This is a genomic window from Burkholderia sp. MR1-5-21 (genome assembly GCF_053427715.1).
This window is the reverse complement of record NZ_JBSAXD010000002.1, coordinates 356,030-382,782: the sequence shown is the minus strand read 5'-3', so window position 1 is coordinate 382,782 and position 26,753 is coordinate 356,030. Positions and strand designations below refer to the sequence as shown.

The following is a 26,753-nucleotide window of genomic DNA, read 5'->3' as shown; positions in this document are numbered from 1 at the left end:
ACCTGTTTCGAACGTAGACACTCATGCAATTCCCTGAATCCTGGTTGAGAACCTTTGTCGATCCGCAGCTGACGACCGACGAGCTGTCGCACGCATTGACGATGGCAGGGCTCGAAGTCGAGTCGCTGAGCAAGGCCGCGCCGCCGACGTCGAAGATCGTCGTCGGGCGGGTGCTCGAAGTCGTCAAGCATCCGGATGCGGACAAGCTCAATGTCTGCCAGGTCGACGCCGGTACGGGCGCGACGCTGAACATCGTCTGCGGTGCGCCGAACGTCGCGCCGGGCATCAAGGTGCCGGTCGCGCTCGTCGGCGCGGAGCTGCCGCCTGCCGAAGAAGGCGGCAAGCCGTTCGCGATCAAGCTGTCGAAGCTGCGCGGCGTCGAGAGCCAGGGGATGCTGTGCTCGGCGCGCGAACTGAAGCTGTCCGAGGACCACAGCGGCCTGCTGATCCTGCCGGAAGACACGCCGGTCGGCCAGGACATCCGCGACACGCTGAACCTCGACGACACGATCTTCGAAGTCAAGCTGACGCCGAACAAGGCGGACTGCCTGTCGGTGTTCGGCATCGCGCGCGAGACCGCCGCGATCACCGGCGCGCCGCTCACACACCTCGACATCCGCCCGGTGCGCGCGGAACTCGACGAGACGCTGCCGGTGCGCATCGCCGCGCCGGACCTGTGCGGCCGCTTCTCGGGTCGCGTGATCCGCGGCGTGAATGCGCGCGCGAAGACGCCGCAATGGATGGTCGAGCGCCTCGAGCGCGCCGGCCAGCGCAGCGTATCCGCGCTCGTCGACATCTCGAACTACGTGATGTTCGAGCTCGGCCGCCCGTCGCACGTGTTCGATCTCGACAAGATCCACGGCGGCATCGAAGTGCGCTGGGGCAAGCGCGGCGAATCGCTGAAGCTGCTCAACGGCAACACGATCGAGCTGGACGAAACGGTCGGCGTGATCTCGGACGACCAGCAGGTCGAGAGCCTCGCGGGCATCATGGGCGGCGACAGCACGGCCGTCACGCTCGATACGACCAACATCTACCTCGAAGCGGCGTTCTGGTGGCCGGACAGCATCCGCGGCCGCGCGCGCAAGTACAACTTCTCGACCGATGCTGCGCACCGCTTCGAACGCGGCGTCGATTACGCGACGACCGTCGAGCACGTCGAGCGCATCACGCAGCTGATTCTCGACATCTGCGGCGGCAGGGCAGGCCCGGTCGACGACCAGGCGGTCAACCTGCCGCAGCGCGCGCCGGTGGCGATGCGCGTGTCGCGCGCGAACCGCATCATCGGCGTGAAGATCGACGCCGACGAGATCGCGAGCATCTTCACGCGTCTCGGCCTGCCGTTCGAGCGCAATGACGACGTGTTCTCGGTCACGCCGCCGTCGCACCGCTTCGACATCGAGATCGAGGAAGACCTGATCGAGGAAGTGGCACGCATCTACGGCTTCGAGAAGATTCCGGCGCGTCCGCCCGTCGCGACGAGCGAGATGCGCGCGACGAACGAGACGCAGCGCTCGATCCACGACATCCGTCACGCGCTCGCCGCGCGCGACTACGCGGAAACCGTCAACTTCAGCTTCGTCGATGCGGAGTGGGAGCACGATTTCGCCGGCAACGACAACCCGATTCGTCTGCTCAATCCGATCGCGAGCCAGCTGTCGGTGATGCGCACGACGCTGTTCGGCAGCCTGATCGCCGTGCTGCGCCACAACCTGAACCGCCGCGCGGATCGCGTGCGCGTGTTCGAGGCGGGCCGTGTGTTCCTGGCCGATCCGTCGGTCAAGGCAGGCGAACTGGCGGTCGAAGGCTATGCACAGCCGAAGCGCGTCGGCGCACTGGCCTATGGCCCGGCGGTCGACGAGCAGTGGGGCGTGCCGACCCGCGCGGTCGATTTCTTCGACTTGAAGGGCGATCTCGAGGCGCTGCTCGCGCCGACGTCCGCCCGCTTCGCGACGGCCGAGCATCCGGCACTGCATCCGGGCCGCAGCGCGCGCATCGAGGTCGACGGCCGCGCGGTCGGCTGGATCGGCGAATTGCACCCGCGCCTGATGCAGAAGTACGAGCTGCCGCATGCGCCGGTGATGTTCGAGATCGATACCGACGCGCTCGTCGCACGCACGCTGCCGGCGCCGACCGAGGTGTCGAAGTTCCCGCCGGTGCGCCGCGATATCGCGGTCGTGGTCGATCAGAAGGTCGAAGTCCAGGCGCTTTTCGACGAAATGAAGAAGGCGCTGGCCGATGATGCCTGCCGGTTCGTTCAGAAGGTTGTACTCTTCGACGAATTTCGTGCAAAATCAAATACTTCCGGTGGACTTGCCGCGCACGAGAAGAGCCTTGCCTTCCGCGTGACGCTGCAGGACACGGCCGGCACGCTACAGGACGAGGTCGTCGATCAGGCGATCCAGACGCTTGTCGAGCGGATGGCGCGCGTCGGCGCGCGCTTGCGCGGCTAAGGAGCCGGCAGCGCCCGGGTGCGAGGCGACACACGCGCCCGGGCGGCTGGTTCCTCATCGTGAGATTTGGTTTAACGCGCTGTATGGCAGATATGAACGACATGACCTCGAGTGAATTCGAAGCCCTCCTGACGGCGCAGCGCAGCGCCATGAACCGCGACGCTTCGGCGCCGGCGTCCACCGAGACGCCGACGCTGACGAAGGCGGAGCTGGCGGAGCTGCTGTTCGACAGCGTCGGGCTGAACAAGCGTGAAGCGAAGGACATGGTCGAAGCGTTTTTCGAAGTGATCCGCGACGCGCTCGAGAACGGCGAAAGCGTCAAGCTGTCGGGGTTCGGCAATTTTCAGCTGCGCGACAAGCCGCAGCGTCCGGGCCGCAATCCGAAGACGGGCGAGGCGATTCCGATCGCCGCACGCCGAGTGGTAACCTTCCACGCGAGCCAGAAGCTGAAGGCGCTGGTCGAGAACGGCGCGGAGCAAAACGACGCGCGCTGACGTCCCCGCGCGGCCGCCGCGCACCTTTACCGACGGTTAACTGACGATGACAACGACGGTTGAGAAAGTCGTCTTGCCTCCGATTCCCGCGAAGCGCTACTTCACGATCGGTGAAGTCAGCGAACTGTGTGGCGTCAAGCCGCACGTGCTGCGCTACTGGGAACAGGAATTCACGCAGTTGCGACCGGTGAAGCGGCGGGGCAATCGCCGGTATTACCAGCATCACGAGGTGCTGCTGATCCGGCGGATCCGCGAATTGCTGTACGAACAGGGCTTCACGATCAACGGGGCCCGCAACCGTCTCGATTCGCCGGGCGGTGTGCGTGACGAGGCGCCGGCGGCCGAGAGCGACGCGCCTGTTGCGGCGGAAACGCGGGCGCCGGCCCGTCCTGCGGGCCCGACCGTCGACGTTGCCGCGCTGCGACAAGCGCTGCTCGACGTGATCGACGGATTGAAGCACGACTGAGTGCAGGGTGGCGCGAACGACAGGAAAGCCCGGGTGGCGTGATGGCCCCCGGGCTTTTTCATGCGCGTCCGTCAAACAGGCGGCTCAGCGCGCGGCGAGCGGATTCTTCTGTCCCATGTCGACGACCAGCGTGCCGTCCGGCAGCATCCGCACCGAGCCTTGCGCGACCTGGCTGCGATATCCGTACAGGTCGAACCGCATCGGGCCGGTTTCCGCCGAATTCTGGATCAGCGCGCGTACGTTCAGTTCGAGCACGTTGAACATCTTCATGTCGCCGCCTTCCATCCACATGTAGCTGTGCGCGGCAATCTGCGGCGGCTTTGGCGCGGGCGCGTCCGACGCGCGCCGGAACGTGAGCCGCAGCCCGTCGGGTTCGACGGTGGCCTGCGCGAGCTTGCCGTTCAGCACCGGCGGCGGGAACACCGTGTACTGGTCGAGCACGAGCGTGTCGCCGCGCAGTTCCGCGCCACGCCGCTGCAGTGGCGTGAGTGACGCCAGCTCGATGCCGAGCGAACGCAGCAGCTTCGCCTGCGGGATGCCGAGCACCGATACCTGGGCCGGCGCATACGCGAGGTGACGGTCGTCGAGCACCGACAGCGAGCCCTTCATGTCGGTCGGCAGCCAGACGCCCGGCACGTGGTTCCACAGCTTGATCCCGCCTTGCACGCGCAGGTTCCGGCCGTCGGCGCTCAATTGCAGGTCGTTCAGCGAACGCGGCGAGTAGTCGAGCAGATAGTTGTTGAAGAGCGCCGACATCGCCTTCCACGATTCCACGACCGTCCCGCCGAGGATGCGGATGTCGTACTGGTTCGGGTCGTCGAGATCGACGGGCTCGCCGGCCCGTTTCGCGACGAGCTGGACGTCGAGATCCTCGACGTGGAAGCCGATGTCGCCGGACAGGTTGAAATCGACATTGCGCAGATGGATCGTCGGATTGCGGTTCGACACGTGCCGTTCGTTGAACGGTGTGTTCGAGGTACGGCGCATCGCCACTTTCTGCATGCCGGGCCGCGCTGCGTCGTTCGCGAGCGCATACGCCTCCCAGTGCCGGCGGACGTCGCGCAGCGCGCTTTGCTGTGCGGCGAGATAGCTGTCGTTCAGGCGTGCGGCCGGGTTGCCCGGCGGCGTGCCGCTCGCGGTTCCCGCGTACGACGGCATCCGGATCGACATCGCGCCGCTTTCGTCGAAATTGAAATAGCCGGCCGAGACCTGGTCGCGGTAGTGGTACAGGTCGAACACGAAATTCTGTCCGGACTTCGCCGGGTCGGCCGGGCCGATCACGATGTCCGCGTTCATCGGCATCGAGCGCATGAACTTCACGTCGCCGCCGCGGATGTACATCGCCTGCTGCGGCGCATTCGCGGGCATCGCGAAGCCGGCGTGCGTGCCGTCGTCGAGCGTCATGTCGAGCCCGGCGGGCGTCAGGCGCAGCGCCGTGATCGCGATCTTCAGGTGCGGCGGCGGCATCAGCCGGTCGACCGACATCACGAGATCGTCGCCGGACAGGCGCGCGATCGGCGTGTCGACCTTGAGCAGGTCGGCCATCTTCACGTTCGCGGCACGCATCACCGGTTGCGCGTCGAGGCCCGACACGCGCACGCCGCTCGGATGGAACACGAGCTGGCTGCCGTCGCGGATCGCGAGCGTGCCGGTGAGCGAGAATGGCACCCAGCCGTCGCGCTGCATTTCGCCCTGCAGATGGATCACGCCGTCGCCGCTCGAGACCACCAGCTTGCGCAGCGGCGCGTTGCGATAACCGAAGATGTAGGTATTGAAGAGCGCCGTCAGTTTCGCGCTGTCGAGCGTGACCGTACCCCGATGCACGTCGATCTCGAAGCTCGTCGGATCGTCGAACACGATCGGTGCGCCGGCCTGCGTCGGCACGAGCGTCGCCGACAGCTGGCGAATGTAGAAACCGAGATTGTCGACGATGCGGAAATCGACGTTGCGCAGGAAGGTCGTCGCGCCATTCTGGCCCGAGTCGCGCAACGTGAACGGGCGGGGCTGCGTGACGCGGATCGATGCGAGCGACGGGACGGCGCGCGCGATCTGCTGTTCGCGGGCGAGGCGCTCGGCCTTCGCGCGTTCGATCGACGTCGACGCTGCCGGCGTGCTGCCGTCGCGCTGCGCGGCGGGTTCCGCGCAGCCTGCGCCGAGCAGCGCAAGCGCGAGTGCGCCGCAGCCGAGTGCGCGCGACACGCGGTGCGGGGCCGCTGCGGCCGCGCGTCGCGGGCCGCCAATCCAACCGGGGGGTGCCAATGGCGAGCGATGGCCGCGCCGGACCGCATTCCGCATCGTCTGTCTCCGTATCTTGTCGTGATCGACTGCGGCGCACGCCGAGGCACGGCGCGGGCGTCGATGCGGTGCAGTGTGGCATAGCGCGCTAGAGCCGCGTTACCAAACATCCGGGGCGGCGGAGGGTGCAGCCAACGGGCGGCGGGACAACGGATTCGGGGCAGCGGGGCAGCAAAATAAAACGGTCGTTTGGTTTCCGGCGGAGCCCGTGCGGCATGATGTGCCGCGGACCGGAGCGCCCCGTGCCGGCCTTCGTCGACGCGGGTTCCGGCTCGGCTGTGACGCGCGGTCGGCGATGCCGACGAAGCTGTGCACGATCAGGCGTGGGACGCGGCGGCCCGCCGGGACGATCAGATCAGCATGCGCTGCCGGATCGCGTTCAGCGTCGCCTGGTCGAGCTGAAGGCCGTTTGCGATGTACGACGCCATCGAGCCGTACGATGCGGTGGCCTGATCGAACGCCGTCTGCAGGTAGCCGGCTTGCGCGCCTTGCAGCGCGGCCATCATGTCTGCCGCATCCTGGCCGCCGGTTTTCCGCGCCTGGGCCACGTACGCGGCGATTTCGGCCGCACGATAGGTATTGGTGAGCAGGTAGTCGGCAAAAATCGTCTGCTGCGGAACGCCGAGTATGGTGTGCAGAATGGCGGCGGCCCAGCCGGTGCGGTCCTTTCCGGCCGTACAGTGGAACACCAGGTTCCCGCTGCCGGCGGCAAAACCCGCGAACAGTTCGCGATAGCTCGTGCGCGCCGTCTCCGCCGTCACGAATGCCTGGTACATCGCCTGCATGAATGCAGTGCCGGTCGCGCCGGTGGTCGGAATGGGGCCGAGTTCGGCGACGCCCAGCACGTTGAAGTTCTGCCACGTGGCGCCGGCCAGCGGTACATCCGGCTGCGCGTGGATCTCCGAGGTCGTGCGCAGGTCGCGGACCTGCGTGATGCCCAGCGTGTCGACGGTGGCGAGATCGGAGGCCGACAGCGCGAGCGCGGGCGATCGGTAGATCACGCCTTTCTTCATCGTCGCGCCGCTTGCCGTCTCATAGCCGGTTCCTTCCGGTCCCGCCGTGTCCCGAAAGTTCGACGCCGAACTCAGTCTGGGTGTCGTTACCGGCGCGACCGAAATCGAGTCGCCACCGCATGCCGACAGAAGCGACGCGCTTCCCAGCGCCACGCCGAGCGCGCCGGCGCTCAGTTGCAGAAACCGTCGACGGGATATTTCGTTGTTCTGATTCATTCAATGGCCTTTGTTGGAGACAGTGACCGGAGCGTCGTCGCTGCGGTGGCGGCCGAAACCGCCGGGGGCGTTCCGCGCAGCGCGGCAAAGGCGGAATGAGCCGGATCGATCGGCATGTAGCCGGACGGCTCGCCGGACGCGTCGATCTCGCGCCGCGCCACCGCACGGTAGCGATTCGCAACAAAGCGGCCATCGTCCTCTTCGATTAGGGACAAACGCGGGTCGGCGGCCGTCGCCAAGGGATTTCACAAGAACATTCACAAAATGCATGCGACCCGTTCTAATTCTTCAAAGTGTCTGTTATACTTTTATGCTTTCGGGGCGTAGCGCAGCCTGGTAGCGTACCTGCATGGGGTGCAGGTGGTCGGAGGTTCAAATCCTCTCGCCCCGACCAGACAAGAACCCGCGTCAGCTAAGGCTGACGCGGGTTTTTCGTTTTTGCGGTCCCGCAATTCCGGGAGGACGTGCCGGCCGCGCGACGCGGCCCCAAGCACGGACCACCTTTCACTTGACCGCTTTTTGCACAGGCGGCCGCTGCACCGGTAAAATACAAGGTTGATCCACGGAAAAAAGCGCCGTGATTTAGCGGAAGAGGATTCCCAGAACATGACTGATCTTCGTCTTACCATGCGGTTCGCTGCAGTGCTCGCCACCGGCGCGCTCGTTGCCGGTTGCGGTACGTCGTCGCCCACGAAAGTGGACTACAAGAGCGACTCGAAATCGAAGGAGGTTTCGCTCGCAGTGCCGCCCAACATGCTCGACGAGTCGGCAGATCAGCGCTCGCTGCCGCCCCAGGGCGGCGCGACTTCCCTGTCGTCGCTGCAGCAGGTCCAGCAGGCGGCGCCGCCCACCGATGCTGTTGCACCGGCCGTGTCCGGCATGCATATCCAGCGTGACGGCACCGAGAGCTGGCTCGTCGTCGACGGCAAGAAACCGGCCGACCTGTGGCCGCAGATCCGCCGCTTCTGGCAGGAGCAGGGCTTCCTGCTCGTCGTCGACCAGCGCGACAAGGGCGTGATGGAGACCGACTGGAACGAAACCCATCCGCAGATCAACGACGGCCTGATCCGCAGCGTGATCACGAAGGCGATGGGCAATTCGTACGTGACCGCGGAACGCAACAAGTACCGTACGCGTCTCGACACCGCGCCGAGCGGCGGCACCTACGTGTTCATCAGCCAGAAGGGCATGCGCGAAGCGCTGACCGGCCCGAGCAACGATTCGAGCAAGTGGGAGCCGAAGCCGAACGATCCGGCGCTCGAAGCCGAATACCTGAAGCGGCTGATGGCTGTTCTCGCGCAGAACGATCTGCGCGCGAAGAACGGCGAGCCGCCGATCGCCAATATCAGCGACAACGCGCCGGCGAAGGACAAGAAGGCCGATGCGGCATCGTCGAAGGCGGCGGCAGCAATCGCCGCGCAGAACGTCGCGAGCGCATCGTCGCAAGGGTCGTCCGAAGCGTCCGACGTCACGGGCGCCGTTCCGTCGGAAGTCACGCTCGGCGAGCCGTACGACCGCTCGTGGCTGCGCGTCGGCCTCGCGCTCGATCGTGCGAACTTCACGGTCGACGATCGCGATCGCACGCAGGGTCTGTACTTCGTGCGCTATGTCGATCCGAAGGATCTGAGCGCTGCCGAGCAGGGTTTCTGGAGCCAGCTGTTCCACGGCAAGAAGGAAAAGCAGGCGAAGCAGTACCGCGTCAACGTGAAGGCGCTCACGCCCGACCAGACGCGCGTCGCGGTCGTGGACGACTCGGGCGCGGTCGATACGTCGTCGCCCGCACGCCAGATCATGGGGCTGCTCATGAACCAGCTGCGCTGATCGCCGAATCCTCGTGCGTTTCAGGAAGCCCGCCTTTCAGGCGGGCTTTTTTTATTCCCGCGCGCGGTTCGCGCGCGCGTCCGCACGCTTTCCGCGATCGGGCCCTTGACGTGACGTTACGTAACATCCGCATGTTACGGGCGACAGAACGTGCGAGCCGTCGCGCACCTTGAACAATTGTCCTTATAAATCAATGGCCTGCCTGTTTATTCCGGGTTGGCACGGAATCTGCTCCTGATAGGCAGATCGTTAGGACAGGGAGGATGACGTCAGATCCCGGGCATGCGCCGCGAACGCATGACAAACGGTATCGGCGTCGCCAAATGCCGGCGCAGCAAGCGTCGGTGCAACCGATGATGATCTGCGCATCGGCGCGGATCTCGATGGCCCCGTCGCCTATCCTCGTAGGGCGACGGTTTCGCCCGCGCTTTCTCGTGAAGCGCGGGCAATTTTTTTGGGGGCCTGTATTGTGCGGGGGTGGGCGTACGGCTGCCGCCGGAATCGCGTATGCTCGGACCTTTTGATCCGGGGAGCCGCAAATGGCGGAGATCGCAGTCGTGGCGTTGATCGTGGCGAAACCGGGTGCGGAAGAGAAGCTGCGCACCGTGCTTGAAGGTATCGTCGAGCCGACCCGCAATGAACAGGGTGCGCTGCAATACGACCTGCATCGCGACCTGAAGGAGCCGGCACGGTTCGTGTTTGTCGAGCGTTGGGAGAGCGAGGCGGCGCTGGCGGCGCATGCGCGTTCCGCGCATATCCTCGCCTATCGCGAGGCGGCGGCGGACTGGATTGCGAGTTCGGAGATCCGCGTGCTGTCGAAGATCGTCTGAGGGCGGGGCAGCCGGGCGCGTGGCGCCCGACTGCCGCGGCGACGCGTGTCAGTGCGACGTGTCGGGGACGTCGAGGATCAGGATGATCGTCCAGTCCGCATCGCCATCGTGGTGGTATTGGCGTTCGGCAACGATGAACGGCTGTTGCTTGCCTTGCGGGCCGAGAAAGAGCACGTCGCCTTCCATCGGCAGGCATTCGATCGGCGGCAGTGCGAGAAACGCGTCTTCCGAGCCGCGCGGCATCAGTTGCTTGATCTTGCGAGTGGCGGCTTCGGTCCACTCGATGTCGAGTTGAATGTTGCTCATGCTGTCCTCCGCACCGGGGTGCGTACGGGGTGGAAAAGTTCGGTGCGCGACTTTAGCACAGCGTACCGGTGCCGCAACCAAAAAAGCCGAACCCGGTTGCCCGGATTCGGCTTTTTCGCAATGCGGTACCGTTGCAGCTTACTGGCTGGCGGCGTCGGCCGGAGCGGCCTTCTTGACGGCCTTCTTCGCACCCTTGTGATGGGCTGCCTTTTTCATGTGATGCTCTTCGTGCATCGCCGGCTCGGCTGCCTGCTGAGCTTGCTGCTGCTGCAGCGCCTGTGCGCGCTGCTCGATCTCGGCAATCTTGGCCGGATCGGTGATGGTCCTGATTTCCGTGCTCTCTTGCGCATACGCTGCGCCAGTCAGCGCCGACATCGCAACCAGGATAGCCAGGGACGTCTTCTTCATTGCTTTACCTCCGCTAAGTGGTGATGAACTCGAGTGTTGCCGTTTCCATCTGGCGACTGCAACCGAGCGCGTGTCGAGTGTAACAAAAGTGACGGATCAGTGTGCACGGGAACGCTGCCCGGTGCAAGGTCGCGTTGAAGTCGCGCAACAGTTGCGGCACACAGTCACGCGCTTGCCATTCGGCGCTGAGCCGGGATGCCTGTCATACGTCGGACTCAGAACCATCCGAGCCGGCGGTACACATGAAATTGCGCAATGCCGACCAGCTCGTGCGCGGCATGCTCGGCGTTGACCAGATTCTGCCAACGCGGCAACCACCCCGTATTCGCATCGCGGCGGTTCGCGTAGACCGGTTGCGGATCGATGCCGAACCGGCGGAAATCGAGCAGTGCGCGCCGCATCTGGTATGACGACGTGACAAGGATCCATGCATCGTCATGTTGTGAGCGTAGTATAGGTGCCGTGAACTTCGCGTTCTCGTATGTCGTGCGGCTGTTCGCCTCGAGGGTCAGATCTTCCGGGGTGACGCCCCCGGCGACGAGATACGGCGCGTAGGTCGCGGCTTCGGTCGCGCCGTGTCGCTGCGGGTCTCCGCCGGACAGAATGACCGTGCATCGCTCGGCTTGCCGGCGGCACGTGCGGTACAGCTCGGCGGTCTTGCGGATGCGGGCGAAACCGTCGGCTGGCGGCTGGAGTCGTCCGTCGATGCGTTTCGTGCCGGCGCCGATCAGGATCAGCGCGGTGCGTCCGTGCATGTCCGGACGCTCGACCGGGGTCACACCCGCCTGCGACCACGCGATGAGCGGCGCCGCGAGCCAGCCGGTCGCAAGCAGCCAGAACAGCGCGAGCGTCGCGGCTGCAATCGCGCGCCGTTGCTTGCGGAAGAGCACGGATGCAATGAAGAGAAGTGCAAATGAATCGAACAGAATCAATTTGATTGGGGTAAGGTGTCTTTTTATGGACGGCTGATGTTCCGGCCCCGACTCGACGCCGAGCGTCCGGCCTCCAGCCTCCAGAATCGGTGGCGGCGCCGGCGGGCGGAGACCCCGCCCGGCGCGCCGCTTCGCATTGTCGCTGCACTTTAAGAAAGAATCGAGATGGCCACGTATTCCAACGAAGCGGTGCTCGACGCATTGAGGCGAGTGCAGTATCGCCAGGTACCGTGGGCGCGACGCCCCGGCGTATTCGAGTATCTCCGTTCGCTCGGGCTGATGGACACGGTCAGGCAGAAGACCGTTGCTCCCGCACCGGGTTTTCATGCGCCTGTCGACATCGCCGTGCTGACCGACACCGGCCGCGCCGAATTCGCGCGCCTCGAGCGCGACGAGAAATCGGCCGCCTGGACCGATCGCCGGATGGACGACTACGCGCTCAGCGAAGCGAGTGCCGTCGCGTTTCTCGAAAGCCGCCTGTAGCACGCTTCCAACACGTCACAAGCCGGGCGGCGTCGCAAAAAAAAGCCCGTATCACGAGGATACGGGCGTACCGGATACTTTTTGCTGCTGCCACGCTGTGCTCATGGCAACGTTGTGACTCGCCGCATGTCTGTCAGTTCCCGACTGCGGACATTTTCTTTGATCGGGACGTCAACGTGGCCGGTTACGGATGTCTGGGCGTGTCTTGCGGAGGCAGGCCGATGCGTGCACGTGCGTTGCTGGCGATATCGCCGCGCAAGTCGCCGCGCGGAACCGTCTGCCGGCCAGATTGCTCGGCGCCGGGCGGCGTGTGCAGGTTGCCTTTGTGCTCCTGCTGCCGATGCGGTTGCTTGTTGCGGTCGTCGGCATGTGCGGGCGATGCAAGCGCCAGTGAAACGACAATGCCGCATGCAGCCAGCAGTGACATTGGTTTCATGGCGGGCTCCCTCAAGCCGTCGATGCGGCCTGTCGATATGACGCTAAGGTAAGCGCGGGAGTGCAGGCTTGCTGTAAATATTGGTAAATAGATGTTTCGCCGCAAAACAACGCGATCCGGCGGCGTCGTTCATGCCGCGAAAGCGTTGCCCGGAAAGAAGCCGGGCGGCCGAAGCCGCCCGGTCGATATTCCGATTCAGGCCATCTTGACTGGCGCGCGCCAGGATTCCGGGTTGGTCCAGAATGCGCCGCGGAGGCGGTCGCGGCTCGGCGGTGCGGGCGGCTTGGCCGCGCTCGCGCCGATGCGGCCGCGCAGCGAGATCTGACGGCCGCTCGTGCCGAGTCGCTTGACGATTTCGGCGAGCGTGCCATCGGCCTGCCATTCGTCGAAGCGGCGGCGGCAGGTCGGCGGGGACGGATAGCGGCCGGGCAGCTTGGACCAGCCTTCGCCGGTCGACAGCACCCACAGCACCGCGTTCACCACCGAACGGGCTTCCACACGCGGACGGCCGCGACGCTCACTTCGTGCGGGCTCCGAACAAAACAGACCTTCCACCAGCGCCCATTCGTTATCTCTCAAATCGTCGAACAGCATCATGTCCTCACCTCAGCGAAGCAAACTCCGGTGCGCTGCCCTGCGCCGCGCACTCTTCAAGCACTCGATCATCGAGTGCCGGGTGGGGGCGTCCGGTTTATCGGCAACGGACTTCATCAATCCGTCGGACGAAACCTGCGCCCTGTGCGACAGGTAATGCACGAAGCGTGCCACGTCGAAGGAGAACCCCGCGAGAGCCGCTTGGCAGCGAGCTGACGGCTACGTCAGCTAGGGGCGTATAAGACGCCAAAAAGACCCGACAGCAAATCAGGGCAATCACCAATCTTGTGCAATTCGCCCGTGCCGCGTGCGTTTGCGGGCTTATTGCACCGCAGCGAAACATGTGAACCGAGTGCCGGATTGGCGCACTAGAATCGCGCATTGATGCCAGGGATTGATGAGGGAGGGACATGAACGTCACGTTGCGACAGCTTCGCGTGTTCATCGAGGTCGCGCGGCTCAAGAGTTTCAGCCGCGCGGGCGACGAGATCGGGCTCACGCAATCTGCGGTGAGCCGCTGCGTACGCGAACTCGAGGCGGAGCTCGGGCTGAAGCTGATCGACCGGGCCACGCGCGACGTGCAGTTGACCGACGTCGGCGCGAACCTGATCGCGAGCGTGTCGCGCCTGATCGACGATCTCGACGACACGCTGCGCGAAATTCGCGAAATCGGCGAACAGCGCCGGGGACGCGTGATCGTGGCGGCGAGCCCGACAATCGCGTGCCGGCTGATGCCGCGCGTCGTGGCGGCCTGCGAGCGTCAGTTTCCGTTCGTCACGCTCGGCCTGCGCGACGAGGTGCAGAGCGACGTGCTGCGCAAGGTGAAGTCGAGCGAGGCCGATTTCGGCGTCGTGATCGGGCCGCTCAGCGCCGCCGATCTCGTGAACGAGCCGTTGATGACCGACTCGTTCTGTCTCGTCGCGCGCGCCGACCATCCGCTCGCATCGCGCGGGGAGGTGCCGTGGACGGCGCTGAACGGCGAGCGGCTCGTGCTGCTCGATCATGCGTCAGGCAGCCGGCCGCTGATCGACGCGGCGCTGGCCGCGCATCGCGTGAGCGCGACGGTGATGCAGGAGCTCGGCCATTCGGCGACGGTGTTCGGACTCGTCGAAGCGGGCGTTGGCGTGAGCGTGCAGCCGTGGCTGTCGCTGCCGCTGCCTGCCGGCTCGACGCTCGTCGCGCGACCGCTCACGCCGCGCACGGAGCGCACCGTCGAACTGGTGCGCCGCCGCGACCGCTCGCTGTCGCCGGCCGCGCAGGCGATCTGGGAACTCGTGCGGCAGATGCCCGCGCGGGCCGAGGGCCTCGACTGACGAACGGCGCTCGACGCTACACTACGGACCGTGTCCCTTAATGGCGATATCCGATGATGCATTCGACAGATTCGCGCCCGGCGACGGGCGAAGCGGCTGCCCGCAGCGTCGTGCACGACTTGCGTGCATCGCTGATCCGGGAGGTGGCGAATGCCGGTTTCGGCGTGCCGGACGTGCTGCCGTTCTGGTTCGGTGAATCCGACCGGGTTACCCCGGACTTCATCCGCGACGCGGCTGCCGCGGCGCTGCGCGATGGCGCGACGTTCTACACGCACAACCTTGGCACCGGGACGCTCCGCGACGCGCTTGCCGCATACGTGAGCGCGCGCCACGGCGCGACGGCGGCGGATGCGATCGCCGTCACGAGTTCGGGCGTGAATGCGCTGATGCTCGCCGCGCAGCTTCTCGTCGGTCCGGGCGATCGCGTTGTTGCGGTGACGCCACTGTGGCCGAACCTCGTCGAGATCCCGAAGATCCTCGGCGCGCAGGTCGAATGCGTGCCGCTGGGCTACGGCCGGGCCGGCTGGCAGCTCGACGTCGGCCGCCTGCTCGCGGCGCTGACGCCCGGCACGCGCATGCTGCTGCTCAATTCGCCGAACAACCCGACCGGGTGGACCATGTCGCGCGACGACCAGCTTGCCGTGCTTGCGCATTGCCGCCGTCACGGGATCTGGCTGGTTGCCGACGAGGTGTACGAGCGGCTCGCGTTCGACGCCACGGGCGCGCGGTCCTTTCTGGACATCGCGTCGCGCGACGAGCGGGTCGTCGTCGTGAATTCGTTCTCGAAGGCTTGGGCGATGACCGGCTGGCGGCTCGGCTGGCTGGTTGCGCCGGCGTCGGTCATGGGCGACCTCGCGAAGCTCGTCGAATACAACACGTCGTGCGCGCCGGGTTTCGTGCAGGCCGCGGGCGAGGTTGCGTTGCGCGACGGCGAGCCGTTCGTCCGGACGTTCGTCGCGGCGCTGCGCGACGCACGCGATCACCTGGTCGCCGCGCTGCGTACGCTGCCGGACGTCGAGGTGCCGCCTCCGCCGGGCGCGATGTACGTATTCCTGCGCCTGCCCGGATCGGACGACAGTCTTGCCTTCTGCAAGACGCTGGTGCGCGACGCGGGACTCGGCCTCGCGCCGGGGCGCGCATTCGGCCCGGAAGGGGAAGGGTTCGTGCGGTGGTGCTACGCGTGCGATCCGGCGCGACTCGACGCGGGTGTCGAGCGCCTGCGCCGCTTCCTCGCGGGCCGCGCGGCGGCTCGCTGAAACGGGGCGCCACCATCGCGGCAAGCCGGACAAGGCCGCTCGGCTCTGCTTTACGCACTCGGCAATTTTGCGTAAGATGGCGCTCAGTCACGCGGTTCCGTCGTTGAATCGCGCTGTTCCGTCCGGTTAGGGCCTGGCTTGAAGTGGTTTCGCCGCCCCCGGTTCGTGCTCCCATCAATATGACCGATCAGAATCGGGCGAGCGCGTCTTCCGTTCATTTCGTCTGTTTGTTGATCCGGTTCGTTTGACCACAGGGTCTGGCCTAGCTGCATGAATACCCAAGAGGCGAAGATCGTCCTCGAGACTGCTTTGATCTGCGCGCAGGAGCCGTTGAAGCTCGGTGATTTGCGCAAGCTCTTTGCCGACAGCGTGTCGGCTGACACGGTCCGCACGTTGCTCGAAGATCTGAAACAGGAGTGGTCCGGCCGCGGTGTCGAACTGGTTGCGCTGGCGAGCGGCTGGCGCTTCCAGAGCAAGCCGGCGATGCGCAGCTTCCTCGATCGCCTGCATCCCGAGAAGCCGCCGAAGTATTCGCGCGCGGTGCTCGAGACGCTGGCGATCATCGCGTACCGGCAGCCGGTCACGCGGGGCGACATCGAGGAAATTCGCGGTGTCACGGTCAACACGCAGGTGGTCAAGCAGCTCGAGGATCGTGGCTGGATCGAGGTGATCGGGCATCGCGATGTGCCGGGGCGTCCGGCGCTGTATGCGACGACCAAGCAGTTCCTCGACGATCTCGGCCTGAAGGCGCTCGACGACCTGCCGATGCTCGAGCAGCCGGCGGCGAACATCGAGGCCGCGCTGCTTGCGCAGCAAGCGATGGACTTCGACGACGGCATGCCGGCCGCCGAAGCCGGGTCGGGCGATGAAGACGCGGTGGAGCAGCCGGATGCGACCGTGCGGCCGGCCGACGCGGGTCCCGATCATGCGTCGGCGCAGGAATTGCCGAACCGCGATACGCTCGAGGCGGGTGACGCACAGACGGAACAGGCTGGCGCCGAAGCAGCGCCGGCGGGCGTGCAGCCCGTGCCGCTGCACGCGGAGTTGTACGAGGAAGATCGCAAGCCGGACGCCGAAGCGGCGGCCGGCGACGGAACGGAAGCGGCCGACGACAGGCCTGGCGTGATCGTTCACGCCGGCACGGCGCATTCCCGTCCTGCGGATGACGAGATGCTGGACGACACGTCCGACAGTCTCGCGGATGCCGTACGCAGCGCCAGCGCCCCCTTCGGTGCGGACGAACTGCCGGACGACGAAGCAGAACCCGAACAGCGTCGCGCCTGAACGCGGCCGATTCCATGCCGCGCCCGAGCCGGGCGCGAGACCTGACATTTTGAGGTTGTTTTGACAGATATCCACGATATTGAATCGTCCGCGCCTGCCGTGCAGGCGGCGCGTGCCGACGATGCGCCCGAGCAGGGCGCCCAGGCCGAGGGCGGCGACGAGCGTCCCCGTCGCGGTTTGCGGCGCGGCCCGCGCAGCCTGATCGCGCGCCGTCGCGCGGCCGCGAAGTCGAAGGGTGGCGAGGGCGCGCCGCAGGAAGGCGAAGGTGCGGATGCGCCCGCCGAGGCGGCGCCAGCGCAGCCGGCGCGTGCGCCGCGCAAGGAAGGTGCGGCGAAGGGTGGGCGCAAGCCGGCAGCCAAGCGCGAAGGCGCGGCGCGCCAAGGTGCGCAGGGCGGTCAGGGTGGCCAGGGCAAGCGTGGCGGCGCGGTCAATGCCCCCGCCAGCGAGGCGGCCCAGGACGACCTGTTCGCGTACGTGACGTCGCCGGCGTTCGACGCCGACAATTCCGCTGCAGGCAGCGGCGTGCGCGCGCCGATGCTGCGACGCGGCCGTGGCCAGCCGGCCAACAAGCGCGTGCTGTCGCCGGACGACGACGCGCCGAAGCTGCACAAGGTGCTGGCCGAAGCCGGGATGGGTTCGCGCCGTGAAATGGAAGAGCTGATCATCGCCGGCCGCGTGTCGGTGAACGGCGAGCCGGCGCACATCGGCCAGCGCATCATGCCGACCGACCAGGTGCGGATCAACGGCAAGCCGGTCAAGCGCAAGCTGCCGAACAAGCCGCCGCGCGTGCTGCTTTACCACAAGCCGACTGGCGAAATCGTCAGCCATGCCGATCCTGAAGGCCGGCCGTCGGTGTTCGACCGCCTGCCGCCGATGAAGACGGCCAAATGGCTCGCGGTCGGCCGCCTCGACTTCAATACCGAAGGCCTGCTGATGCTGACGACGTCGGGCGACCTCGCGAACCGCTTCATGCATCCGCGCTACAGCGTCGAGCGCGAGTACGCGGTGCGGGTGGTCGGCGAGCTGAGCGAAGGCAACCGGCAGAAGCTGCTGCACGGCGTCGAGCTCGACGACGGCCCCGCAAACTTCCTGCGCATCCGCGACGGCGGCGGCGAGGGCACGAATCACTGGTATCACGTTGCGCTGGCCGAAGGCCGCAATCGCGAAGTGCGCCGGATGTTCGAGGCGGCCGGCCTGATGGTGAGCCGCCTGATCCGTACGCGTCACGGTCCGATTCCGCTGCCGCGCGGCCTGAAGCGTGGCCGCTGGGAAGAGCTCGACGAGGCGCAGGTGCGCAAGCTGATGGCGACCGTCGGCCTGAAGGCGCCGTCGGAAGAGAAGGGCAAGCGCAGCGGCGGCCAGACGGAGCGCCGCCAGCCGGACCCGATGCAGACGTCGATGGGTTTCATCGGTCGCGAGCCGGTGCTGACGACGCACGGCAACCTCGACCAGCCGCGGCGCGGCCCGCGGCGCGGCGCGGCGGGCGGCTTCGCCGGCCCGAGCGGCCCGAGCGGCCACGGCGGCATGCCGGGCATGTCGGCCGGCTATGGCGGTAATCGCGCCGGCGGGCGCGACGTCGACGGCAACCGCGCGTCGTATGGCGCGGGCGGCAAACGTGGCGGTGGCGGCGGCGGTGGCGGCGGCGCCGGCAAGGGCGGCGGCAACCGCAACCCGAACGGCAATCGCGCGGAAGGCGCCGGCAACGGCGGGGCGCGTGGCGGTCAGCGTCCGCAGCGCAATCGATCGCGCGGCCGCTGACCGGCCGAGCGCGGCGCAACCTGCCGCGCGACGCCGGCAAAACCGGTATGATTCACCGGTTTTGCCGGCTGACGCTTGGCGTTTGCACCAAAAATCGCTATAATCGCGAAGTCGCTGGGCGTACGGATTTGATGTGCGGCTCAGGTGCGACCACCGGTAAGAAGATGGGCGTTCCGCCCATTTTTTTTTGCTGAAACGGTTAGGCATCTCGGGTAGCGCTTCCTGCGCCGGCTAAGGCGCGCGCCCGCGGGTGATTCGCGAGCGGCGGGCGCGAACACCTGAGAGGACACTGTGCAACTGACGGAACTGATAGAAACCACGGTCACCGGACTCGGCTACGAGATGGTGGATCTCGAGCGCACCGGGCGCGGCATGCTTTGCATCTATATCGATCAGCCTGCCGGCATCACGCTCGACGATTGCGAAAAGGTTACGCGTCAGCTTCAGCACGTCTTGACGGTCGAAAACATCGATTACGAACGGCTCGAAGTCTCGTCCCCGGGGCTCGACCGCCCGTTGAAGAAACTGGCCGACTTCGAGCGCTTCGCTGGCTGCGAAGTCTCCGTGACCTTGAAAAAGCCGCTGGACGGGCGCAAGACGTACCGGGGCATTCTGCACGCGCCGAATGGCGAAACGATCGGTTTGGAATTTGAGAGGAATAAGGGCGAGGCAGCCATGCTGGATTTCACGCTGGCCGATATCGACAAAGCCCGCCTGATTCCGCAAGTTGACTTTAGGAGCCGCAAATAATGAGTCGCGAAGTGTTGATGCTGGTGGATGCGCTGGCGCGCGAGAAAAACGTCGACAAGGATGTCGTGCTGGGTGCCCTCGAGGCGGCACTCGCGTCGGCTTCCAAGAAGCTGTTCGACGAAGGCGCCGAGATCCGCGTCCATATCGACCGCGAAAGCGGCGAGCACGAAACCTTCCGCCGCTGGCTCGTCGTGCCCGATGAAGCGGGCCTGCAGGAACCGGATCGCGAGATTCTGCTGTTCGAAGCGCGCGAGCAGAAGGCCGACGTCGAAGTCGGCGACTACATCGAGGAGTCGGTGCCGTCGATCGAGTTCGGCCGCATCGGCGCGCAGGCCGCGAAGCAGGTGATCCTGCAGAAGGTGCGCGACGCCGAGCGCGAGCAGATCCTGAACGACTACCTCGAACGCGGCGAAAAGATCATGACCGGCACGGTGAAGCGCCTCGACAAGGGCAACTTCATCGTCGAATCGGGCCGTGTCGAGGCGCTGCTGCGCCGCGACCAGCTGATCCCGAAGGAAAACCTGCGCGTGGGCGACCGCGTGCGCGCGTACATCGCGAAGGTCGACCGCACCGCGCGCGGCCCGCAGATCGAGCTGTCGCGCACCGCGCCGGAATTCCTGATGAAGCTGTTCGAGATGGAAGTGCCGGAGATCGAGCAGGGCCTGCTCGAGATCAAGGCCGCGGCGCGCGATCCTGGCGTGCGCGCGAAGATCGGCGTCATTGCGTACGACAAGCGGATCGATCCGATCGGCACCTGCGTCGGCATTCGCGGCTCGCGCGTGCAGGCCGTGCGCAATGAGCTTGGTGGCGAAAACATCGACATCGTGCTATGGTCGGAGGATCCCGCCCAATTCGTGATCGGCGCGCTCGCGCCGGCAGCCGTCCAGTCGATCGTCGTCGATGAAGAAAAGCATTCGATGGACGTCGTCGTCGACGAGAACGAACTCGCTGTCGCGATCGGCCGCAGCGGTCAGAACGTTCGCCTTGCCGGCGAACTGACCGGCTGGCAGATCAACATCATGACGCCGGACGAGTCCGCCCTGAAGCAGGGCGAAGAACGCGACAGGCTGCGTGCGTTGTTCATGGCGCGTCTCGACGTCGACGAAGAAGTTGCCGACATCCTGATCGACGAAGGCTTCACGAGCCTCGAAGAGATCGCTTACGTGCCGCTCAACGAAATGCTCGAGATCGAGGCATTCGACGAGGATACCGTGCACGAGCTGCGCAACCGCGCGCGCGACGCGCTGCTGACGATGGCGATCGCGAACGAAGAAAAGGTCGAAAACGCCGCGCTGGACCTGAAGAGCCTCGACGGCGTCACGCCGGAGCTGCTCTCGAAGCTGTCCGAAAACGGTGTGGCCACGCGCGACGATCTCGCCGAGCTGGCAGTGGATGAACTGGTCGACATGACCGGGATGGAAGAGGATGCCGCTAAGGCGTTGATCATGAAAGCACGTGAACATTGGTTCCAGTGAGAAATGACCATGGCGCACTGATTTGATGGCGGCCGTATGGCCTGACCCGATGCTAACCGCAAGGAATCGGTCCTTGCACTAAGAGGAATGAATGGCGAGTAACAACGTAGCCCAATTTGCCGCGGAACTGAAAATGCCTGCTGGTGTGCTGCTCGAACAGCTGCAGGCAGCGGGCGTCCAGAAAGCGAGCGAGGACGATGCGCTGTCCGAGACGGACAAGGCGCGTCTGCTCGATCATTTGCGCAAGTCCCACGGCGCGACCGACGGCGACAAGCGCAAGATCACGCTGACCCGCAAGCATACGTCGGAGATCAAGCAGTCCGACGCGACGGGCAAGGCTCGCACCATTCAGGTCGAGGTGCGCAAGAAGCGCACGTTCGTCAAGCGCGACGACGTGAGCGATGTCGCGGAGCAAGGTCAGGCACAGGCCGCCGAGGCGGATGACGATGCGGAACTGAAGCGTCGCGAGGAAGAGGCGCGCCGCGAAGCCGAGCTGCTCGAGAAGCAGGCTCAGGAGCTTCGCGAGCGCCAGGAACGCCTCGAGCGCGAGGAAGCGGAGCGCCGCGCCCGCGAGGAAGCGGCCGAAGCGGAGCGTCGCCGCGCCGAGGAAGAGGCGGTGGCGAAGCGCACGGCGGCCGAGGCTGCGGCTGCGCAGCAGGCGGCGGCTCAGCAGGCTGCTGCGGCCGAGCAGGAAGCATCGCGTGCGCAGTCCGCACAGGACGAAGCGCGTGCGGCTGCCGAACGCGCAGCCCAGCGCGAAGCGGCGAAGAAGGCCGAGGACGCTGCCCGCGAGGCGGCGGACAAGGCGCGCGCCGAGCAGGAAGAGATCAGCAAGCGCCGCGCGGCCGCCGAGGCGGAAGCGCGTGCGATCCGCGAAATGATGAACACGCCGCGCAAGGCAGTGGTCAAGGCCGTGGAGCCGCCGAAGCCGGTGGAACCGCCGAAGCCGGCCGAAGCGAAGGGCACGCTGCACAAGCCTGCGAAGCCGGAAGGCGCGCAGGCGCGTCCGGCGGCGAAGAAGCCGGCCGGTGGCGCGGCACCGGCGACGACGCAGGCGCCGGCTGGCGCGGGCGACCGCAACAAGAAGCCGGGTGCAGGCAAGGGCGGCTGGCAGGACGACGCCGCGAAGCGTCGCGGCATCAAGACGCGCGGCGATTCGAGCGGCGGCGTCGACCGCGGCTGGCGCGGCGGCCCGAAGGGCCGTGGCCGTCACCAGGAAAGCGCATCGTCGTTCCAGGCGCCGACCGAGCCGATCGTCCGTGAAGTGCATGTGCCGGAAACCATCTCGGTGGCCGACCTTTCGCACAAGATGGCAATCAAGGCCTCCGAAGTCATCAAGGTGATGATGAAGATGGGCCAGATGGTCACGATCAACCAGGTGCTGGACCAGGAAACGGCGATGATCGTCGTCGAGGAACTGGGCCACCGCGCGGTTGCTGCGAAGCTCGACGATCCGGAAGCGCTGCTCGTCGAAGGCGAGACCAGTACCGATGCGGAGGCGCTGCCGCGTCCCCCGGTCGTCACCGTGATGGGTCACGTCGACCACGGCAAGACCTCGCTGCTCGACTACATCCGCCGTGCGAAGGTGGCGGCGGGCGAAGCGGGCGGCATTACGCAGCACATCGGCGCTTACCACGTCGAAACGCCGCGCGGCGTCGTCACGTTCCTCGATACCCCGGGTCACGAGGCGTTCACGGCAATGCGTGCGCGCGGTGCGAAGGCGACCGACATCGTCATTCTGGTGGTGGCGGCCGACGACGGCGTGATGCCGCAGACAAAGGAAGCCATCTCGCACGCGAAGGCGGGCGGCGTACCGATCGTCGTCGCGATCAACAAGATCGACAAGCCGGAAGCGAATCCGGACCGCGTGAAGCAGGAGCTGGTCGCGGAAGGCGTCGTGCCGGAAGAATACGGTGGCGATTCGCCGTTCGTGCCGGTCTCGGCGAAGACGGGCGTCGGCATCGACGACCTGCTCGAGAACGTGCTGCTGCAGGCCGAAGTGCTGGAGCTGAAGGCACCGGTCGAAGCGCCGGCCAAGGGTATCGTGATCGAAGCGAAGCTCGACAAGGGCAAGGGCCCGGTCGCGACGATGCTGGTGCAGTCCGGTACGCTGAACCGCGGCGACATCGTGCTCGCGGGCACGGCCTACGGCCGCGTGCGTGCGATGCTCGACGAGAACGGCAAGCCGACCAAGGAAGCCGGCCCGTCGATCCCGGTCGAGATCCAGGGTCTGTCGGAAGTGCCGGGCGCGGGCGAGGAAGTGATCGTGCTGCCGGACGAGCGCAAGGCGCGTGAAATCGCGCTGTTCCGTCAAGGCAAGTTCCGCGACGTGAAGCTCGCGAAGCAGCAGGCGGCGAAGCTGGAAAGCATGCTCGAGCAGATGGGCGAAGGCGAAGTGCAGAACCTGCCGCTCATCATCAAGGCCGACGTGCAGGGTTCGCAGGAAGCGCTCGTGCAATCGCTGCTCAAGCTGTCGACCAGCGAAGTGCGCGTGCAGATCGTGCACAGCGCGGTGGGTGGCATCAGCGAAAGCGACGTCAACCTCGCGACGGCGTCGAAGGCGGTCATCATCGGCTTCAACACGCGTGCGGATGCGCAGGCGCGCAAGCTCGCGGAAGCCAATGGCGTCGACATCCGCTACTACAACATCATCTACGACGCAGTGGATGAGGTGAAGGCGGCGATGTCGGGCATGCTGGCACCGGAGAAGCGCGAAGTCGTGACCGGCATGGTCGAGGTGCGCCAGGTGTTCAAGGTGCCGAAGGTCGGTACGGTCGCAGGCTGTATGGTCACGGACGGTATCGTCAAGCGCTCGTCGTCGGTGCGCGTGCTGCGCAACAACGTCGTGATCTTCACCGGCGAACTCGAGTCGCTGAAGCGCTTCAAGGACGACGTGAAGGAAGTCAAGCAAGGCTTCGAATGCGGTATGTCGGTGAAGAACTTCAACGACGTCATCGAAGGCGACCAGTTCGAAGTCTTCGAAGTGACCGAAGTCGCGCGTACGCTGTAATCATCGCGCATCGGCTCATGGGCGGGGCAGGCTTGGGCTTGTCCCGCCCATTTTTCATGGCGGCGCGCCAGAGGGCGACCGCTAAATCCTGATAAATGGATCAGGGATCGATCATGTCCAGGAAACGTACTTCTCCCAATCGCAACGTCCAGATCGCCGACCAGATTCAGCGCGATCTGTCCGAACTCATCATGCGCGAGGTCAAGGACCCGCGCATCGGCATCGTGACTATCCAGAGCGTGGAACTCACGCCGGACTACGCACACGCGAAGGTGTATTTCACGGCGCTCACCGGCGATCCGAACTCGACGCAGGAGGCGCTGAACCATGCGTCGGGCCACCTGCACAACCTGCTGTTCAAGCGGCTGCACATCCATACGGTGCCGACGCTGCATTTCCATTACGACCAGACGATCGAGAAGGCCGTCGCCATGTCGCGCCTGATCGAAGAGGCCAACTCGACGCGCGCGAAGGACGACGACGAGGCGGACGCGTCCGCCAAGGACGATTGAGCTCGCCCGGCCTATGACGACAGCAGCATCCCAACGTCCGCGCGTGCCGCGGCGCGCGCTTGACGGCGTTCTCCTGCTCGACAAGCCGGTCGGCCTGTCGAGCAACGATGCCCTGATTCGCGCGAAGCGCCTGCTTCTCGCGAAGAAAGCCGGTCATACCGGCACGCTCGATCCGCTCGCTTCGGGCCTGCTGCCGCTGTGCTTCGGCGAAGCGACGAAGTTCTCGCAGGACCTGCTCGAAGCGGACAAGACCTACGAAGCGACGATGCGTCTCGGCGTGCGCACGGCAACCGGCGACGCGGAAGGCGAGGCGATCGACACGCGGCCCGTCGAATGCGACCGGGCGGCCGTGGAAGCGGCGCTCGTGCGATTCACCGGCGAGATCGTGCAGGTGCCGCCGATGTATTCGGCGCTCAAGCGCGACGGCAAGCCGCTGTACGAATATGCGCGCGCGGGCCAGACGGTCGAGCGCGAAGGCCGCAACGTGACGATCCATGCGCTCGATCTGCTCGCGTGCGACCTGCCCGACGTGACGTTTCGCGTGACCTGCAGCAAGGGCACGTACGTGCGCACGCTGGCGGAGGATCTCGGTGAAACGCTCGGCTGCGGCGCGCATCTGACGATGCTGCGTCGCACGGGCGTCGGCGCGCTGACGCTCGAGCACGCGGTGACGCTCGACGCGCTGTCCGATGCCGACGAGGCGGCGCGCGATGGCTGGCTCCAGCCGGTCGATGCATTGCTGTCGACGTTTCCGCTCGTTCGTCTCGATGAGGCCTGCGCGAAGCGGTTCCTGCACGGCCAGCGCCTGCCGCTGTCGGCGCTCGATTCGATCGACGCGGCCGACGGCGAGCGTGTGCGCGTCTACGACGCGACGCGGCTGCTCGGCGTGGCGCGCAAGGCGAACGGCGTACTGGCGCCGGAGCGGCTCGTCGTCACGGCTGCTTGAAATAGCAGCGGTGCGGCGGCGGCGCGAACGCGTGGCGGTGGCGCGAACGCACGCCCGTCGTCATGAAAAAAAGCCCGGTCGACTTCGACCGGGCTTTTGTTTGCGCACGGGCAGGGCGCTCAGTGTGCCGCCGAGGCCGCCGCGCCGGCATCGCCGCCGCCCGCGCGTTCGGGCTTCGTGATCCAGATCAGTGCGATCAGCAGCACGAAGATTGCCGCCGAGATGTAGAACAGGTCGTTCACGCCGAGCTGCGCGGCCTGCTGCGTGGCCAGGTTGTTGATCAGGCCGTGCGCCTGGTCCTGCGTCAGCCCGAGATTGCCCATCTGCGTGACGGCCTGGTTGAACGTCGGGTTGTACGGGTTCGCCTGCTCGACCAGTTGCGCGTGGTGGAAGTTGTTCCGGTGATCCCACGCGGTCTGGAAGATCGACGTGCCGATGCCGCCGCACATGATCCGCACGAAGTTCGACAGGCCCGAGGCCGCGGGGATGCGGTGGCCGGGCAGGCCGGACAGCGTGATCGACACGAGCGGGATGAAGAAGCCGGCCATCGCGACGCCCTGCACGAGCGTCGGCAGCGTCAGCGACCACTCGTCGACCCCCGTCGTGTAGCGCGACCGCATCCAGAAGCACAGCGCGAACGTCAGGAACGCGGCGGTTGCGATGTAGCGCGGGTCGGTGCGCGGCAGGAACTTGCCGGTCAACGGCGACAGCAGGATCGCGAACAACCCGACCGGCGCCATCACGAGGCCTGCGTCGGTCGCTGTGTAGCCGATCTGCGTCTGCAGCCACAGCGGCAACAGCACGAGGTTGCCGAAGTAGAGGCCGTAGCCGACCGCCAGTGCGATCGTGCCGCCGGTGAAGTTGCGCCGGCGGAACAGCGACAGGTCGACGACCGGGTGATCGGCGGTCAGTTCCCAGATCACGAAGAACGCAAACGAGATGATCGCGATCAGCGCGAGCGCGATGATCGTCGTCGACGCGAACCAGTCGAGATCCTTGCCTTTGTCGAGCATGATCTGCAGCGAGCCGACCCACAGGACGAGCAGCGCGAGGCCGACGCCGTCGATCGGCGCGCGGCGCACGGTCGATTCGCGCGTGCGATAGATCGACCACGTCGCAAGCGCGGCGGCGATGCCGACCGGGATGTTCACGTAGAAGATCCACGGCCACGAGTAGTTGTCCGAGATCCAGCCGCCGAGAATCGGGCCGGCGACCGGCGCGATCAGCGTCGTCATCGACCAGAGCGCGAGCGCCATCGGCGCCTTCGCTCGTGGATAGCTCGACAGCAGCAGCGATTGCGACAGCGGGATCATCGGGCCCGCGACGGCGCCCTGCAGCACGCGCGACGCGAGCAGGAACGGCAGCGTCGGCGCGAGCCCGCACATCCATGACGAAATGACGAACAGGATGATCGACGCAAGGAACAGGCGGACCTGTCCGATGCGATCGGTGAGCCAGCCGGTCAGCGGCACGGAGATCGCGTTCGCGACCGCGAACGACGTGATGACCCACGTGCCCTGATCGGACGACACGCCGAGATCGCCCGAGATCGTCGGAATGGCGACGTTCGCGATCGACGTGTCGAGCACGTTCATGAACACGGCGAGCGACACCGCGATCGTGCCGAGCACGAGCTGCCCGCCCTGCAAGGGCGGGTGAGAGACAGGAGTCTGTGCCATGTCGGTGGGTTTCCGGGAACGGA

At 66.1% G+C, this 26,753-nt stretch carries 23 protein-coding genes, 1 tRNA gene and 1 pseudogene; 16 read left to right on the top strand and 9 right to left on the bottom strand.

Annotation, left to right across the window (positions count from 1 at the left end; genetic code table 11):
• Nucleotides 1–23: 23 nt before the first annotated feature.
• From pheT to ACV229_RS04270, 3 genes are all read left to right on the top strand, one after another.
• Nucleotides 24–2,453: a phenylalanine--tRNA ligase subunit beta gene (gene pheT / locus ACV229_RS04280; protein ID WP_448081875.1), complete on the top strand. Its 2,430-nt coding sequence runs from the start codon at nt 24–26 to the stop codon at nt 2,451–2,453.
• Nucleotides 2,454–2,545: 92 nt separating this feature from the next.
• A complete protein-coding gene (locus ACV229_RS04275) occupies nt 2,546–2,947 on the top strand; it encodes an integration host factor subunit alpha (protein WP_448081874.1) in 402 nt (133 codons plus the stop codon).
• A 46-nt stretch (nt 2,948–2,993) separates the two neighbouring features.
• Nucleotides 2,994–3,413 (top strand): MerR family transcriptional regulator, encoded by a 420-nt coding sequence (locus tag ACV229_RS04270; protein ID WP_448081873.1) that lies wholly within the window; start codon nt 2,994–2,996, stop codon nt 3,411–3,413.
• A gap of 84 nt (nt 3,414–3,497) precedes the next feature.
• Here the strand turns inward: ACV229_RS04270 and ACV229_RS04265 are convergent, their stop codons facing one another.
• The 3 genes from ACV229_RS04265 to ACV229_RS04255 form a co-directional block, all read right to left on the bottom strand.
• Entirely contained in the window at nt 3,498–5,708 is a 2,211-nt protein-coding gene (locus ACV229_RS04265) for a hypothetical protein (RefSeq protein ID WP_448081872.1), read from the bottom strand.
• Between the two features lie 350 nt (nt 5,709–6,058).
• Nucleotides 6,059–6,937 (bottom strand): tyrosine-protein phosphatase, encoded by an 879-nt coding sequence (locus ACV229_RS04260; RefSeq protein WP_448081871.1) that lies wholly within the window; start codon nt 6,935–6,937, stop codon nt 6,059–6,061.
• On the bottom strand, nt 6,934–7,176 hold the full coding sequence (locus tag ACV229_RS04255) for a hypothetical protein (RefSeq protein WP_448081870.1): 243 nt from the start codon (nt 7,174–7,176) through the stop codon (nt 6,934–6,936). The genes ACV229_RS04260 and ACV229_RS04255 overlap by 4 nt, the downstream gene beginning before the upstream one ends.
• 78 nt (nt 7,177–7,254) lie before the next feature.
• Here ACV229_RS04255 and ACV229_RS04250 point away from each other — a divergent pair.
• The 3 genes from ACV229_RS04250 to ACV229_RS04240 all read left to right on the top strand — a co-directional run bounded on the left by ACV229_RS04250 (nt 7,255) and on the right by ACV229_RS04240 (nt 9,588).
• Nucleotides 7,255–7,331, top strand: a tRNA-Pro gene (locus ACV229_RS04250).
• Between the two features lie 212 nt (nt 7,332–7,543).
• Entirely contained in the window at nt 7,544–8,758 is a 1,215-nt protein-coding gene (gene bamC / locus ACV229_RS04245) for an outer membrane protein assembly factor BamC (protein WP_448081869.1), read from the top strand.
• A 539-nt stretch (nt 8,759–9,297) separates the two neighbouring features.
• Nucleotides 9,298–9,588, top strand: a complete 291-nt coding sequence (locus ACV229_RS04240) for a putative quinol monooxygenase (RefSeq protein WP_448081868.1) — start codon at nt 9,298–9,300, stop codon at nt 9,586–9,588.
• Nucleotides 9,589–9,636: 48 nt separating this feature from the next.
• Here ACV229_RS04240 and ACV229_RS04235 read toward each other — a convergent pair whose 3' ends face one another.
• The 3 genes from ACV229_RS04235 to ACV229_RS04225 all read right to left on the bottom strand — a co-directional run bounded on the left by ACV229_RS04235 (nt 9,637) and on the right by ACV229_RS04225 (nt 11,234).
• Nucleotides 9,637–9,894, bottom strand: a complete 258-nt coding sequence (locus ACV229_RS04235; RefSeq protein ID WP_059608571.1) for a hypothetical protein — start codon at nt 9,892–9,894, stop codon at nt 9,637–9,639.
• 138 nt (nt 9,895–10,032) lie between these two features.
• Nucleotides 10,033–10,302 (bottom strand): hypothetical protein, encoded by a 270-nt coding sequence (locus ACV229_RS04230; protein WP_448081867.1) that lies wholly within the window; start codon nt 10,300–10,302, stop codon nt 10,033–10,035.
• A 215-nt stretch (nt 10,303–10,517) separates the two neighbouring features.
• Nucleotides 10,518–11,234: a YdcF family protein gene (locus tag ACV229_RS04225; protein ID WP_448081866.1), complete on the bottom strand. Its 717-nt coding sequence runs from the start codon at nt 11,232–11,234 to the stop codon at nt 10,518–10,520.
• Between the two features lie 165 nt (nt 11,235–11,399).
• On the opposite strand from ACV229_RS04225, the gene ACV229_RS04220 reads away from it, so the two are divergent.
• The gene (locus ACV229_RS04220) at nt 11,400–11,717 is read left to right on the top strand and encodes a hypothetical protein (RefSeq protein WP_448081865.1); all 318 of its coding nucleotides are present in this window, start codon (nt 11,400–11,402) and stop codon (nt 11,715–11,717) included.
• A 184-nt stretch (nt 11,718–11,901) separates the two neighbouring features.
• Here ACV229_RS04220 and ACV229_RS04215 read toward each other — a convergent pair whose 3' ends face one another.
• Entirely contained in the window at nt 11,902–12,153 is a 252-nt protein-coding gene (locus ACV229_RS04215) for a hypothetical protein (RefSeq protein WP_448081864.1), read from the bottom strand.
• A 198-nt stretch (nt 12,154–12,351) separates the two neighbouring features.
• A pseudogene (locus ACV229_RS04210) lies at nt 12,352–12,747 on the bottom strand (transposase); the annotation flags it as partial.
• 410 nt (nt 12,748–13,157) lie between these two features.
• On the opposite strand from ACV229_RS04210, the gene ACV229_RS04205 reads away from it, so the two are divergent.
• The 9 genes from ACV229_RS04205 to truB all read left to right on the top strand — a co-directional run bounded on the left by ACV229_RS04205 (nt 13,158) and on the right by truB (nt 25,051).
• A complete protein-coding gene (locus ACV229_RS04205) occupies nt 13,158–14,060 on the top strand; it encodes a LysR substrate-binding domain-containing protein (RefSeq protein ID WP_448081863.1) in 903 nt (300 codons plus the stop codon).
• Between the two features lie 53 nt (nt 14,061–14,113).
• Nucleotides 14,114–15,316, top strand: a complete 1,203-nt coding sequence (locus ACV229_RS04200) for a pyridoxal phosphate-dependent aminotransferase (protein ID WP_448081862.1) — start codon at nt 14,114–14,116, stop codon at nt 15,314–15,316.
• A gap of 270 nt (nt 15,317–15,586) precedes the next feature.
• Nucleotides 15,587–16,600, top strand: a complete 1,014-nt coding sequence (gene scpB, locus ACV229_RS04195) for an SMC-Scp complex subunit ScpB (protein WP_448081861.1) — start codon at nt 15,587–15,589, stop codon at nt 16,598–16,600.
• A gap of 60 nt (nt 16,601–16,660) precedes the next feature.
• Nucleotides 16,661–18,358, top strand: a complete 1,698-nt coding sequence (gene rluB, locus ACV229_RS04190) for a 23S rRNA pseudouridine(2605) synthase RluB (protein ID WP_448081860.1) — start codon at nt 16,661–16,663, stop codon at nt 18,356–18,358.
• A 291-nt stretch (nt 18,359–18,649) separates the two neighbouring features.
• On the top strand, nt 18,650–19,108 hold the full coding sequence (rimP, locus tag ACV229_RS04185) for a ribosome maturation factor RimP (RefSeq protein WP_448081859.1): 459 nt from the start codon (nt 18,650–18,652) through the stop codon (nt 19,106–19,108).
• A complete protein-coding gene (gene nusA / locus ACV229_RS04180; protein ID WP_448081858.1) occupies nt 19,108–20,583 on the top strand; it encodes a transcription termination factor NusA in 1,476 nt (491 codons plus the stop codon). The genes rimP and nusA overlap by 1 nt, the downstream gene beginning before the upstream one ends.
• 91 nt (nt 20,584–20,674) lie before the next feature.
• Complete coding sequence (gene infB / locus ACV229_RS04175) at nt 20,675–23,593, top strand: translation initiation factor IF-2 (RefSeq protein ID WP_448081857.1); 2,919 nt, start codon at nt 20,675–20,677, stop codon at nt 23,591–23,593.
• Nucleotides 23,594–23,706: 113 nt separating this feature from the next.
• Nucleotides 23,707–24,105, top strand: a complete 399-nt coding sequence (rbfA, locus tag ACV229_RS04170; protein WP_448081856.1) for a 30S ribosome-binding factor RbfA — start codon at nt 23,707–23,709, stop codon at nt 24,103–24,105.
• A gap of 13 nt (nt 24,106–24,118) precedes the next feature.
• Nucleotides 24,119–25,051 carry a tRNA pseudouridine(55) synthase TruB gene (truB, locus tag ACV229_RS04165; RefSeq protein ID WP_448081855.1) on the top strand — a complete coding sequence of 311 codons (933 nt, stop codon included), beginning with the start codon at nt 24,119–24,121 and terminating at the stop codon, nt 25,049–25,051.
• Between the two features lie 119 nt (nt 25,052–25,170).
• Here truB and ACV229_RS04160 read toward each other — a convergent pair whose 3' ends face one another.
• Nucleotides 25,171–26,730 (bottom strand): DHA2 family efflux MFS transporter permease subunit, encoded by a 1,560-nt coding sequence (locus ACV229_RS04160; RefSeq protein WP_448081854.1) that lies wholly within the window; start codon nt 26,728–26,730, stop codon nt 25,171–25,173.
• Nucleotides 26,731–26,753 lie beyond the last annotated feature (23 nt).